The organism is Pimelobacter simplex, assembly GCF_024662235.1.
Taxonomy (GTDB): domain Bacteria; phylum Actinomycetota; class Actinomycetes; order Propionibacteriales; family Nocardioidaceae; genus Nocardioides.
Window position 1 is genome coordinate 5,898,387 of the sequence record NZ_CP096276.1, and the last position, 12,805, is coordinate 5,911,191.

10 protein-coding genes are annotated in these 12,805 nt (G+C 71.9%); 4 read left to right on the forward strand and 6 right to left on the reverse strand.

Annotated features, from left to right (window positions below; translation table 11 throughout):
• Window positions 1-18 precede the first annotated feature (18 nt).
• Window positions 19-705: a metal-dependent transcriptional regulator gene (locus M0M48_RS28895; RefSeq protein WP_215813435.1), complete on the forward strand. Its 687-nt coding sequence runs from the start codon at window positions 19-21 to the stop codon at window positions 703-705.
• Window positions 706-747: 42 nt separating this feature from the next.
• Complete coding sequence (locus M0M48_RS28900; protein ID WP_257753776.1) at window positions 748-1,038, forward strand: hypothetical protein; 291 nt, start codon at window positions 748-750, stop codon at window positions 1,036-1,038.
• Here the strand turns inward: M0M48_RS28900 and M0M48_RS28905 are convergent.
• Genes M0M48_RS28905 through M0M48_RS28925 form a run of 5 tightly spaced genes read right to left on the reverse strand, consistent with a single transcriptional unit; the run spans window position 1,031 to window position 5,245 of the window.
• Window positions 1,031-1,864 (reverse strand): Sir2 family NAD-dependent protein deacetylase, encoded by an 834-nt coding sequence (locus tag M0M48_RS28905; protein ID WP_257753777.1) that lies wholly within the window; start codon window positions 1,862-1,864, stop codon window positions 1,031-1,033. The two genes, M0M48_RS28900 and M0M48_RS28905, sit on opposite strands and share 8 nt — an antisense overlap.
• Window positions 1,861-2,415 carry a protein-L-isoaspartate O-methyltransferase family protein gene (locus tag M0M48_RS28910; protein WP_257753778.1) on the reverse strand — a complete coding sequence of 185 codons (555 nt, stop codon included), beginning with the start codon at window positions 2,413-2,415 and terminating at the stop codon, window positions 1,861-1,863. Before M0M48_RS28910 ends, M0M48_RS28905 begins: the two co-directional genes overlap by 4 nt.
• A gap of 11 nt (window positions 2,416-2,426) precedes the next feature.
• Window positions 2,427-2,693, reverse strand: coding sequence for a DUF2277 domain-containing protein (locus M0M48_RS28915; protein WP_215813431.1), 267 nt, complete (start codon window positions 2,691-2,693; stop codon window positions 2,427-2,429).
• A 27-nt stretch (window positions 2,694-2,720) separates the two neighbouring features.
• Window positions 2,721-4,730 (reverse strand): beta-propeller domain-containing protein, encoded by a 2,010-nt coding sequence (locus M0M48_RS28920; protein ID WP_257753779.1) that lies wholly within the window; start codon window positions 4,728-4,730, stop codon window positions 2,721-2,723.
• A complete protein-coding gene (locus M0M48_RS28925) occupies window positions 4,727-5,245 on the reverse strand; it encodes a SigE family RNA polymerase sigma factor (protein WP_215813429.1) in 519 nt (172 codons plus the stop codon). Before M0M48_RS28925 ends, M0M48_RS28920 begins: the two co-directional genes overlap by 4 nt.
• 89 nt (window positions 5,246-5,334) lie before the next feature.
• Here M0M48_RS28925 and M0M48_RS28930 point away from each other — a divergent pair, with 89 nt between their 5' ends.
• Together M0M48_RS28930 and M0M48_RS28935 are read left to right on the forward strand one after the other, a co-directional pair.
• Window positions 5,335-6,525, forward strand: a complete 1,191-nt coding sequence (locus M0M48_RS28930) for a saccharopine dehydrogenase family protein (protein WP_215813428.1) — start codon at window positions 5,335-5,337, stop codon at window positions 6,523-6,525.
• A 224-nt stretch (window positions 6,526-6,749) separates the two neighbouring features.
• Entirely contained in the window at window positions 6,750-8,480 is a 1,731-nt protein-coding gene (locus M0M48_RS28935; RefSeq protein WP_215813427.1) for a hypothetical protein, read from the forward strand.
• Window positions 8,481-8,601: 121 nt separating this feature from the next.
• On the opposite strand, the gene M0M48_RS28940 is transcribed toward M0M48_RS28935, so the two are convergent.
• Window positions 8,602-12,750 carry a fibronectin type III domain-containing protein gene (locus tag M0M48_RS28940; RefSeq protein ID WP_257753780.1) on the reverse strand — a complete coding sequence of 1,383 codons (4,149 nt, stop codon included), beginning with the start codon at window positions 12,748-12,750 and terminating at the stop codon, window positions 8,602-8,604.
• Between the last annotated feature and the right edge of the window lie 55 nt (window positions 12,751-12,805).

A 12,805-nucleotide genomic window follows, 5' to 3' on the forward strand; every position in this document is an offset into this window, starting at 1 on the left:
TGGGCAAGAATGGGTCGGGTGAGCGACCTGATCGACACCACCGAGATGTACCTCCGCACGATCTACGAGCTGATCGAGGAGGGCATCGTCCCGCTGCGGGCCCGGATCGCCGAGCGCCTGCACCAGAGTGGTCCGACCGTGTCGCAGACGGTGGCCCGCATGGAGCGCGACGGCCTCCTCACCGTCGAGGGCGACCGCCACCTCCAGCTCACCGAGGACGGCGAGCGCCTCGCCATCCGCGTGATGCGCAAGCACCGCCTCGCCGAGCGCCTCCTGACCGACGTCATCGGTCTCGACTGGGAGCTCGTCCACGAGGAGGCGTGCCGCTGGGAGCACGTCATGTCCGAGACGGTCGAGCGCCGCCTCATCCAGCTCCTCGACCACCCGACCGAGTCGCCGTACGGCAACCCGATCCCGGGCCTCGACGAGCTCGGTGAGCACACCACCGGCGACGCCTTCATGGACGACGTCGAGCCGCTCTCCAAGGCCGCCGGCGCCGAGAGCGCCCGCGCCGTCGTCCGCCGGATCTCCGAGGAGATGCAGAAGGACGACGCGCTGATGAGCGCGATGCGCCGGGTCGGTGCGCTGCCGGACAAGACCATCACCATCCAGGCGACGGCCGACGGGGTGCTCGTGGGTGCGGGCGGCGAGACCGCGGAGATCTTCCCCGAGGCCGCTGACCACATCTTCGTCAAGCGCCTCTGAGCGAGCCCTTCCGGACGTGCGTCCGGAATGTGCGGCCGGCGGGTGTCGGCCGCGCCCGGGACCGGGACCACGGCGGTCACCGCGACGGGCAGCGGCCTGATCCTCGAGGACACCTACCTCGGGCCCTTCGGCACCTCCGGCAACACGCGGATCATCGGGTGCGCCCTCAGCGCGTCGGGAGCGGCCGACAACGGCGGGCACGCCTTCACCGCCGGGACGGTCGTCACCGATGCGGCGGTGAAGCTCGATCCCACGGCTGCCAGCTTCACCGGGTGCGACCAGCCCAGCCTCTTCGGTCCGGTCAGTCTCACCCCGGCCCCCGACGTCAGCTAGGCGACGCGCCGCGTGCGGCGGCGAGGTCGGGCAACCACGCGCCCGTCCCCACCTCCACCTTGTACGACGCCAGCTCGTCCCCGCGCGTCGTCCCCCGATTGACGATCACCACCGGCACACCCCGCTGCGCCGCGCGCCGGACGAACCGCAGCCCGCTCATCACGGTCAGGCTCGACCCGGCGACCAGGAGCGTCCCGCCGCGCCCGGCGAGGGCCTCGACGGCCGCGAAGCAGCGCTCGACGCGGGGCTTGGGCACGTTCTCGCCGAAGAACACGACGTCCGGCTTGAGCGGGCCGCCGCAGTCGGCGCAGGGTGGGACGACGAAGTCGGCGGTCTCGTCCAGGTCGACGTCGCCGTCGGGGCGTACGGCGACGTCCGCGTGCCGGGCGGCCCAGCCGGGGTTGGCGTCCTCGAGGCGCTGCTGGAGCGATGCTCGCGGCGACGTACGGCGGCAGGCGAGGCAGATGACGTCGGCGATCCGGCCGTGCAGGGCGACGAGGGCGGGAGTACCGCAGGCCTCGTGGAGGCCGTCGACGTTCTGGGTGATGACGAGGTCGGCGCCGAGGGCGGCGACGGCGGTGTGGCCGGCGTTGGGCTCCGCGCGGCGCATCCGGGACCAGCCGAGGTGGCTACGCGCCCAGTAGCGCTGCTGGGCGGCGGGTCCGGAGACGAACTCCTGGTAGGTCATCGGCATCCGGGCCGGTGCGCCGGGGCCGCGGTAGTCGGGGATGCCGGAGTCGGTGGACAGGCCCGCGCCCGTCAGGACGACGAGGGGCCCGTCGGCGCACACGTCGAGTGCCGGGTCCCGCCGGCCGACCAGGGTCACGGGTCCAGGGTACGGAGCGGGACGAACACGTAGCGACCGTGCCGCTCGACACGCAGCATCTCGCCGCGCACCGGCCCGACGAGCACGCCGCCGAGGACCAGTTGCGCGACCAGGTCGGGGGCGAGGACCGGGGCGTCGGCCGCGACCAGGATCCGGTCGTACGGCGCGCCCGCGGGCCAGCCGAGCGGTGCCCCCGGCGCGGTCAGGTGGAGCTCCACCCGGGCCAGGCCGGTCAGGCCGGTGAGGCCGGCCAGGTGCCGGGTGCCCGCGGCGAGGACCTCCGGGATGATCTCGACGCCCACCACCCGGCCGGCCGGGCCGACCAGGTGGGCGAGCAGGGCGGTGGTCCAGCCGGAGCCGCAGCCGACATCCAGCACCCGGTCGCCGGGGCGTGGGCCGAGCAGCTCGAGCATCCGGCGCACGGTCGTGGGCTGGGAGCAGGTGACGTCGTACCCGAGGGGGAGGGCGCGGTCGAGCCCGGCGTACGGCTGCTGGTCGGGCGGCAGGAACCGTGCGCGTGGACAGGCGGCGAACGCCGCGGCCAGGTCCACGGACCGCCGGCTCAGCCGTAGCGCAGGCGCGCCCGCTCGCGGGCCTTGGCGGCCTCGGCCTCACGGTTCTTGGGAGGCGCGGTCGTCACGAGGTCGTCGAGCAGGTGCTGGGTGATGTGGGCGATCTCGGCGACCGCCTGGTCGAACGCGGCCTGGTTGGCCTGGCTCGGCTTCGTCGTGCCGCTGACCTTGCGGACGAACTGCAGCGCGGCCGCGGCGACCTCGTCCGACGTGGCCGGCGGCTCGAAGTTGTTGAGGGGGCGGATGTTGCGGCACATGCCTCCACCGTACGACGGGCCGCCCGCTCACAGGGCGAAGAAGCGGGCGTCCTCCCCGGTCACCACGACCACCCGGCCGTCCGGCAGGGGGACGGCGCGCAGGTGGTCGACGTCGTCGCCGTACTCCGCCTTGTACCGCTGCTCGTGCATCGTGCCGCCCTCGAGCCGGATCACCGAGAGGTAGCCGACGCGGCGGCTGCCCCACTTCTGCACGACCGTGAGGAAGGTCCGCTGGTCCGGCAGCCAGGTGAACGCGCGCGGATCGGTCCCGGCGAGCGCCTCCATGCCGCTGGCGTAGTGGAGGACGTCGCGGCGCTTGACCGCCGTCGGGTCGCGGACGTCGAAGAGCCCGATCTGGGCGCCCCACCCGCCCTTGCCGTCGGGGCCCTCGCCGATGCCGACCATCCTGGCCGGACCGAGCGGGTGCAGGTACGAGGAGAAGCCGGGGATCTTGAGCTTGCTGAGCAGCCGCGGGTGCGCGGTGTCGGTCAGGTCGACGGCGTAGAGCGGATCGACCTGGCGGAACGTCACGAGGATCGCGAGACCGTCGAACCAGCGCACCGACTGGAGGTCCTCGCCGGGCCCGAGCCGGTCGAGCCGGCCGCGCTCGACGAGCTCCTTGCCGCGGCGCTCGAAGGTGACGACCGAGTTGAAGTTGCCCGTCTCGGCGGTCGGCCCGACGGCGACCCGCAGCACGTCGTCCGCCTCGTCCAGGGACCAGCGGTCGCGCACCGATCCCTCGACCTCGCCCGAGGCGACGTGGGTCGCCCGGGTGCCGTCGAGCGTGAAGTCGAAGAGGTACGACGTCCCGCCCGGCCCCGACCAGACGGGGCAGCGGCGCACGCAGTCGATGAGGTCGTTCTCGCGCAGGACGCCGCCCCAGCCGCCGCTCGCGGCGAGGTAGAGGTGGTCGGCGGACTCGTAGGCGATGTCGGTCCGCCCGGCCAGCCCGATCGCGGAGACCTTGCCCGGGGAGCCGGTGTCGAAGCCGGCCACGCTCGTCGTACCGAGCGCGAGGTCGTCGGAGGGGACCGCGACGTCGGCGCAGTCGAGCAGCTGCTCCGGATCGTCGCCGTCGACCGCGATCGTGGGCAGCCAGTCCTCGATCGTGGACTCCTCGACCGCCTTGCGGTTGTGCGCCAGCGCCCGCTTCGCGGACCGGGCCGGGCCGGGGGAGACGAAGTCGAGGTCCGGCAGCCCCGAGGCGAGCACCAGCCGGACGGTGCTGCCGTGCTGGCGCGCGGAGAGCAGCGGGGCGTCGTAGACGACCTGGTCGGTGACCGCGGGCTCCGCGGGCTCGGCGAGGGACACGGTCAGCACGCGGGTCCGCTCGCTGCGCGCGCTGGCGTCGCTGCCGACCGCGATGATGGTGCCGGTCGCGGAGTCGAGCAGGATCTCGGCGTTCGCGACCCGGGGGAGGACGAGGCTGCCCAGACGCCGCGTCGCCGCGCCGGTGACGTCGTAGGTGGTGATGCGGTCGTCGCGGACCACGGCGAGCAGCGAGCCGTCGGTCTTGACCGTGTCGGGCTCGTCGACGCCGGCCTCCTGGACGTTGGTGCCGGTCTCGCTGTTGACCTGGCGCTGGGAGCGCGCCAGCGACTTGCTGGCGTTGAACGTCGGGTTCCGATCGGCCAAGCTCGCGAGATCATCGGAGGACTGCGAGAACCCGGACCCGATGACCGTGCGGCCGTGGGGATCGCCCCAGCCGTAGGGACCGACGAGGTCGAGCCCGCGGTCGACGTACACCTGGCGGAGGTCGGCGCAGGACGCGGCGGGCTTCAGGTCGGCCTGGAAGGCGGCGTAGCGGGGCGTGCTGGTCCGGTCTCCGCCACCGCCACCTCCGCCGCCGTCCTGGCCCAGCGTGCCGGCGACGAAGGCGCCGACCAGCGCGGTCAGAGCGCCGGCGGTGACCAGGGCGCGCCGCAACGGCCGGCGGCGCCGCGGGTGCCGCGGCCGCCCGGCGGCCGCGGCCAGGATCTCGCGGGTCGGGGTGGGGCCGGTGGGGTAGTCGTCCCAGAGGCGTTCGAGGTCGGTCACGGCGTCGTCCCTCCGGACAGGTCGAGAAGGTGGTCGTTCGCGGCGAGGTGGGCGAGCGCCCGGGAGAGCCGGCTCTTGACCGTCCCGGGTGGGATGTCCAGCGCCTCGGCGGTCTGCTTCTCCGTCAGCTGGACGAAGTAGCGCAGCACGACCACGTCGCGGTTGGGCTTGGAGAGCGCCGCGAGGGCGCGGTGCACGGCGTCGGCGACGGCGATCCGCTCGGCGGCGTCGGGGCTGGAGCGGAGGGTCGTCTCGGGGGTGTCGTACTGGCGGTCCTTCCACCAGCGGGTACGGCGTACGTCGCGCAGGGAGTTGAGGAGCATCCGATAGACGTACGCGTCGCGGTTGTCGGCGCTGTTGACCCGCTCCCAACCCGTGTAGCAGCGCACGAGCGTGGTCTGGGCGAGGTCCTCGGCCTCGTGCGGCCGCGCGCCGAGGAAGACCGCGGCCCGGACCAGGGTCGGCCAGCTCTGCTCGACGTAGTCGGCGTACGCCGCCTCGTTGTCGGGATCCACTCTCACTCCTGCTCGTCGCGCTGAACCTATGACGAGCCCGGACGGGCCGGGGGTTCCATCGGATTCGGGAGCGATGCAAGAGTGGCGCCATGGCTGACACCGCGCGCCCGTACGACGTCGTCCTCTTCGGTGCCACCGGGTTCACCGGCGGGCTGACCGCCGACTACCTCGCCGAGCACGCGCCGGCCGGCCTGCGCTGGGCGCTCGCCGGGCGCAGCGAGGAGCGCCTGGCGGCGGTGCGCGACCACCTCCTCACGATCGATCCCGGCCTGGCCGACCTGCCGCTCCTCGTCGCCGACGCGCGCGACCCCGAGGCGCTCGCCGAGGTGGCCCGGACGACCAAGGTGGTCGCGACGACGGTCGGGCCCTACATCGAGCACGGCGGACCGCTGGTCGCCGCGTGCGCCGCCGCGGGGACCGACTACGTCGACCTCACCGGCGAGCCGGAGTTCGTCGACCGCACGTACGTCGAGCACAACGCCACCGCGGAAGGCTCCGGGGCGCGGATCGTGCACTCGTGCGGCTTCGACTCGATCCCGCACGACCTGGGCGCCTACTTCACGATCCAGGAGCTCGCCCGCGAGCTCGGCGGCGAGATCACCGGACCGGTGACCATGCGTGGCGTGGTCCGGTCCAAGGCCGGCTTCTCCGGCGGCACCTTCCACTCGGCACTGACCGCCTTCTCCCGCGCCCGCCAGATGAAGGAGGCCTCCACGGCCCGCCGGCGGATGGAGCCGCGTCCCGAGGGCCGCCGCTCGCGCGCGGTGGCGGGCCGGCCGCGCCGCGACGGCGCCCTGGGCTACTGGCTGCTCCCGCTGCCGACGATCGACCCGTTCGTGGTCGCGCGGAGCGGGGCGGCGCTGCCGTCGTACGGGCCGGCGTTCACGTACTCGCACTTCGCCGGCACCAAGACCCTCCGGTACGCCGCCGGCGGCGCGGTCGGCGTCACCGGCCTCACCCTCGCCGCCCAGGTCCCGCCGGTGCGCAACGCGCTGCTCAAGCGGGTCCCGCAGGGCGAGGGCCCCTCGGCCGGGCGCCGCGAGAAGTCCTGGTTCACCGTCGACTTCGTGGCCTCCTCGGGCGGCACCGAGGTCCGGACCCGGGTCTCCGGCGGCGACCCCGGCTACACCGAGACGGCCAAGATGCTCGCCGAGTCGGCGCTGTGCCTCGCGCTCGACGACAACCCCAACGTCGCCGGCCAGGTCACCACGGCGACCGCGATGGGCGACGCGCTGCTGCTGCGGCTGGAGCGGGCCGGGATCACGTTCGAGCGGCGCTGACGCTCAGGCCTCGTCGTCGAGGCCGCCGCCGCCCGGAGCGCCACCGGAACCTGTTCCACTACGATCCCTCCGGGTGCACTCTCGTGCGCCCGAGGGAGAGGACGTCCGCGGCGCCGGCGAGGGGGACGACGGCCGCGCGGACTCGGCGGGAGGGAGACCCGGCGATGACGCGCGCCTTGCGTGGGAGGTTCCGGTTGCGCCGCGGCCGGTCGGACGAGCGCGGGGTGAGCGCCGTCATCGTGGCGATCTGCACCGCGGTGGCGGTGGTGTCGGCGGCGTTCGCGGTCGACCTCGGCATGCAGCGGGTGCTGCGCCGTGACCTGCAGGCGGTCGTGGACCTGGTGTCGATGGACCTCGCCCGCGAGCTGACCGGCGGCAAGGTGAGCACCTACACCGCCGCGGACCGGGCCCGGATCGACGGGGCCAAGGTCGCGAGCCTGCGGCGCAACAGCGACCTGCTGGGCGGCGCCGTACCTCCGGAGGACGTGCGGTGGGAGCTCGTCGTACGTGCGGAGGGCACGAACGGTGCGCCTGCGGCGTGGAAGCCGGCCGCGTCGGGCGACATCCCCGGCGGGGTGCGGGTGACGGCGAGCTCGGACGTGGCGTTCGCCTTCGGTGGCGTGACGGGGGTCGACCGTGGTGGTTCGACGCGGACCGCCGTCGCCGCCGCCCGTACGACGGCGTGCCTCCAGGTGAGCTCGTACGCCGCCCAGCTCGACACCGGGCGCTCGTGGCTCCTCAATGCGCTGCTGGGTGACCTCCTGGGCACCAAGCTCGCGCTCAAGGTGCTCGACCCGGACGCCGGTCTCGCCGGCGTGGACCTCAACCTGCTCGACCTCATCGAGGAGCTCGACCCCCTCGTCAGCGCGCACATCTCGGCAGCGTCGTTCACCGAGGTCGCCGGGGTCGCGGTCGGATTGTCGGAGCTGATGCTCGCCGCGATCCACGCGCTGGAGCGGCAGAGCGGCAAGCTGGCCGAGATCGACCTGCTTCGCAACGTCTACAACGGCATCCAGGCCAACGTGCCGAACGTGATGGTCAAGCTCGGTGACCTGATCGACCTCACCACCGCCGAGGACGCCGCCGCCGAGCTCGGCCTCGACCTGCTCGACCTCGTCGCCGGCTCGCTCGCGATCGCCAACGGCACCAACGTCCTGGCCCTGCCGCTCAAGGTGAAGGTGCCGCTGCCCCTCGGCCCCGGCGGCACGAGCCTCGTCGACCTCACCGCCAAGGTGAAGGTCGGGCAGAAGCCGGTCGTGAAGTGCTCCGGCAAGGTCGAGAGCTCGCAGATCGAGGTCGACCTGAACGGCGACGCCCTCGCCCTCGACCTCGGCCTGCTCAAGGCCCGCGTCCCCCTGTCGATCCGGGTCACCCTCGCCGACGCCAGCGCTGTCGCCCAGGCGGTGCGCTGCGTGCCGTCGGGCAAGCGCGTCGACATGCTGATCGACAGCGGTCTGCTCGGCGTCACCGTCCGGCTGGGCCAGCGCGAGAACGAGCCCGGCTCGCCGAAGATGATGCTCTCGCTGCTCGACGTCGGCCTGCCCGGCTGGAACGGCATCGAGGTGGTCAGCGGGACCGTCGTACTGTCGAGCGGGCAGAGCATGAGCCGGCCCACCCGCGCCGACCACCTCGACATCGTCGACGAGAACTACGACGTCAGCCTGCCCGCCAGCATCCGCGGTCTCGGCATCCCGACGCTCCACCTGCAGCTGCAGGACCTCAAGCTGCTCGGTGGTCTCGGGCCGCTGTCGTCGCTGCTGGAGTTCCTCGGCATCGGCAGCCTCCTGCAGTGGGTGGTCAACCTCGCGCTGGAGGGCCTGGTCAACCCGCTCGTCGGCACCCTCGACAAGTGGCTGCTCGACCCGCTGCTGCGCACGCTCGGCATCGACGTCGCGGGCGGCACGATCAAGGTCGCGCCGACGGTGGACTGCGGGACCCCGCGCTTGGCGGGGTGACCTGCCAGCCCGCCGAAGTGCGCCGGTTGCACCCACGAAGTACGGGGGTTGCTGGTCCGAGATCTGCGACCTCGCACCAGCAACCCCCTGACTTCGGACCAGCAACCCCCGTACTTCGGGGTTACTCCAGCTCGAGCCGGATCAGGCCTGCCGGGTACCGGTCCCGCGCGGAGACGTAGACGCGGTGCCGGGTCGGGTCGACGGCGATGCCGTAGACCTTGTTGCCGTACTGGTGGGTGGAGAGCCGGGCGACCTGGGAGAGGTCCTCGGCCTTGAGCACCGTGACGCCGCTGTTGTCGAACGTCTCGTTCTGCTCACCCAGGTAGATCCGGCCGTGGCCGGGGTCGACGGCGACGGAGCGCCACTGGGGGGCGGTGCGGGCGACCTCGGCGACCTGGGTGTAGTCGGCGCCCTTGAAGACGCGGAGGCCGACGGTGGCCGTGGGGCTGTCGCTGTTGGAGACGTAGACCAGGTCGTGCTGGGCGTCGTATGCGACACCGTGGCTGCGCCAGGTGGCGTCGCCGATGGTGACCTGCTGGACGGTGGCGCCGGTCTGGGCGTCGAGGACGACGAAGCCGGCGCCGCGGGTGGCGCCGATGACGTGGCCGCGGCCGAGGTCGACGTCCATGCCGCGGACGTTGGCGTCGAAGGCGAACGGGCCGCGCTTGAGGGTGCCCGAGGTGCTGTCGACGACGACCCACTGGTTGCCGAGGGCGACGTAGAGCTCGCTCTTGGCCGGGTCGAGGGCGATGTCGCGGACGCCGTTGTCCGCTCCCAGGTCACCCGGTACGCCGCCCACGTTGGTCGGGATGCTCAGGGTGAGCACCCGCTCGGTGCGGTCGGCGGCCGGGTCGACGACGCGGACCCGGGCGGGGCGCTGCTCGTTGCCGACGTAGAGGAGACCCGACTGCGGGTCGACGGCGGAGCCGACGGGCTTGTCGTCGACGTCGGTGTTGCTGCCGTCGGGCAGGACGGTGAGCGGCGTGGCCTTGTACTTGTCGCCGATCGGGCCCGTGCCCGGGTCGGTGCCCGGGTCCGTGCCGCCGCCGCTGCCCGGGACCGGGCCGGGGAGCTTGCCGTCGACGTACCGCTGGCTGACGGTCACGGCGACGGGGGTCGTCTCCTGGCCTGGGGGGTTGAGGCGGTGGTCGCGGTTGGAGACGAAGACGCGTTGGCGTTCTTCGTCGACGGCGATGCCGTAGCCGTCCTTGCCGTACTGCTTGCCCAACTTGTCGATGAGGAGCTTGCCGTTGGCGAGGTCGTAGACGGCGAATCCTCCGGAGGTGTCGTCGATGCCGGTGAAGCCGACGTAGACGAGGCCGTGGGTGGAGTCGATGTCGACTTGGCGGGCGTCGGGGCGGGTGGGCTTGTCCCAGACCTTGGCGAAGTTGTTGGCGGCGTTGAAGACCTCGACGTTCTTGACGGTGTCGGTGTCTTCGAAGTAGGCGACGGCGACGTTGCCCTTGGTGGGGTCGGCGGCGACGTAGTAGGCGCCGACGGTGTTGTTGATGGTGCCGATGGAGGCGCCGGTGGTGGCGTCGAAGACTTCGACTCCGCGGGCGGGGATGGCGGCGTAGACGTAGTTGCGGACGGGGTCGATGTCGAGGGAGCGGTTGGACTCGCTGATGGGGTAGGGGCCGCGGACGACTTGGCCGTAGTTGGCTTCGGCGAGGGAGACGACGACCCAGTTCTTGTTCTGCTGGCCGACGTAGAGGAGCTTCTTGTCGTCGTCGATGCCGAGGTCGCGGATGTTCTCCGGGAGGGTCATCGTGTGGAGGACCTTGTCGGTGTCGGGGTCGATCTCCCAGATGGTGCGGCTGTTCTGGTCACCGAGGAAGAGCGTGTCGCGCTCCTGCGAGAAGGCGACACCGGCCGGCAGCTGCGCCGTCACGTCGTCCACCGACTTCAGGTCACCGAGGGCGCCGTAGTCCGGGGTCTCCGGTACGACGCGACGGCTCACCGTCACCGAGGCCGGGTTGAGCTCCTGGCCTGGGGGGTTGAGGCGGTGGTCGCGGTTGGAGACGAAGACGCGTTGGCGTTCTTCGTCGACGGCGATGCCGTAGCCGTCCTTGCCGTACTGCTTGCCCAACTTGTCGATGAGGAGCTTGCCGTTGGCGAGGTCGTAGACGGCGAATCCTCCGGAGGTGTCGTCGATGCCGGTGAAGCCGACGTAGACGAGGCCGTGGGTGGAGTCGATGTCGACTTGGCGGGCGTCGGGGCGGGTGGGCTTGTCCCAGACCTTGGCGAAGTTGTTGGCGGCGTTGAAGACCTCGACGTTCTTGACGGTGTCGGTGTCTTCGAAGTAGGCGACGGCGACGTTGCCCTTGGTGGGGTCGGCGGCGACGTAGTAGGCGCCGACGGTGTTGTTGATGGTGCCGATGGAGGCGCCGGTGGTGGCGTCGAAGACTTCGACTCCGCGGGCGGGGATGGCGGCGTAGACGTAGTTGCGGACGGGGTCGATGTCGAGGGAGCGGTTGGACTCGCTGATGGGGTAGGGGCCGCGGACGACTTGGCCGTAGTTGGCTTCGGCGAGGGAGACGACGACCCAGTTCTTGTTCTGCTGGCCGACGTAGAGGAGCTTCTTGTCGTCGTCGATGCCGAGGTCGCGGATGTTCTCCGGGAGGGTCATCGTGTGGAGGACCTTGTCGGTGTCGGGGTCGATCTCCCAGATGGTGCGGCTGTTCTGGTCGCCGAGGAAGAGCGTGTCCCGCTCCTGCGAGAAGGCCACTCCGGCCGGCAGACGGGCCGCCGCCGGGTCGACCGAGCGGAGCTCCTTGTCGTGGCGGTACTCGTACGTCGCGTCCGGATTGCCCGGGTTCTCGGGGTTCTCCGGGTTCTCGGGGTTCTCGCAGCCCAGGCACGGACCGGGGTCGGTCGGGTCGATGACGTCCGGCTTGCGGTCGTCGGTGACCGCCTTGCCGTGCTGGTTCTTCACGATGGTCAGGCCGTCGTAGTACTTGCCGTCGGCCGTGCGCGACTCGTAGCGGAGCTTGCCGTTCTCGACGTTGACGACCTGGTAGAGCTGCAGTCCGCCGCCCATCCGGCGCAGGTGCGCGTCATTGGTGTCCCACACGCGCGAGCCGGGCTTGTACTGCTTCTCGCCGACGTTGGAGACGACGTAGACCGGGCCGTCGTACGACAGGTCGGTGTTCCAGCTCTTCGGCAGGTCCTTCTCGGCGGCGTCGGTGTTGCCGCGGCCGTAGCCGTGGTCGTGGCCCTGCAGGACCAGGTCGACGCCGTACTCCTCGAAGACGGGCAGCCACGCCTCGCGCACCGCGCGGTTGTTGCGGCCCTCGTCGAGGGAGAACACCGGGTGGTGGAAGTAGACGACGGTCCACTTGTTGGGGTTGTTCCGCAGCTGGTCCTTGAGCCACGCGGTCTGGATCGCGAGCGGCTCGGCCGAGCTGGCGTTGCTGTTGAGCGCGATGAAGCGCACGCCCTGGTAGTCGGTGGAGTAGACGGTGCCCTTGAGCACGTCGTACGCCGGGCCGGTGCCGGTCGGCCCGTTGGCCGGGTAGGTGAACTGGGCGGAGAACTGCCGCGACAGCTCGGTGCCGTTGTACTCGTGGTTGCCCGGCGCCATCATGAACTGCTTGGTGCCGAGGCCGTAGCTGGTGGCCTCGTAGACCTCGGCCCACTGCTCGTCGCTCTCGGCGTCGTCGACCAGATCGCCGGCCTGGAGCACCATCCGGGCCTTCGGCGCGTCCCGGAAGGCGTTGCGCACGACCCGCGAGGCCTGCGACTTGATGCCGTTCTGGATATCGCCGAAGTAGATGAACGAGAACGGCTCCGGAGTCGCGGCCTCGGTCGTGAAGTGCTGCCACTCGCTCCAGTTGGTGCCGTCGCCGACCCGGTACTGGTACGTCGTGCCCGGCTGCAGGCCGGTCATCTTGGCGCTGTGGAACGCCTCGATGTAGCCGAGGTCGGTGGTCAGCTTGGTGCTGCGCTCGGCGACGAAGACGGCCTGGTCGTTCTGGTAGGTCAGGCTCGACGCCACCCGCAGCTCGGCCTTGGGCTCGCGGACGCCGTCCGACGTGCGCCACACGACGTTCTGGCTGGTCTTGGGGTCGCTGGTCGGGGTCAGCGTGATCCGGTCGGGGACCACGGTGGGCTGGTAGGTGACGGACGGGTCCTGGGCGACGGCCGCGGCCGTCGGCAGCAGGCCCGGTACGGCGACCGCGGCCAGCGCCGGGGCGCTGGTCGCGAGCATCGTCGCCGCGACCAGGCCGCCCAGGGGCCGGCGCACGCGGCGCCGGAACGAGTCGAGCATGGGTCGTCCTCTCGGAACGCTCGGAACAGGGGAGTGGGGGATCGCGTCGGCGGGC

Coding starts and splice junctions, on each gene's coding strand:
- M0M48_RS28940 (WP_257753780.1), bottom strand. CDS start 12,750: ATGCTCGACTCGTTCCGGCGCCGCGTGCGCCGGCCCCTGGGCGGCCTG.
- M0M48_RS28930 (WP_215813428.1), top strand. CDS start 5,335: ATGGCTGACACCGCGCGCCCGTACGACGTCGTCCTCTTCGGTGCCACC.
- M0M48_RS28915 (WP_215813431.1), bottom strand. CDS start 2,693: ATGTGCCGCAACATCCGCCCCCTCAACAACTTCGAGCCGCCGGCCACG.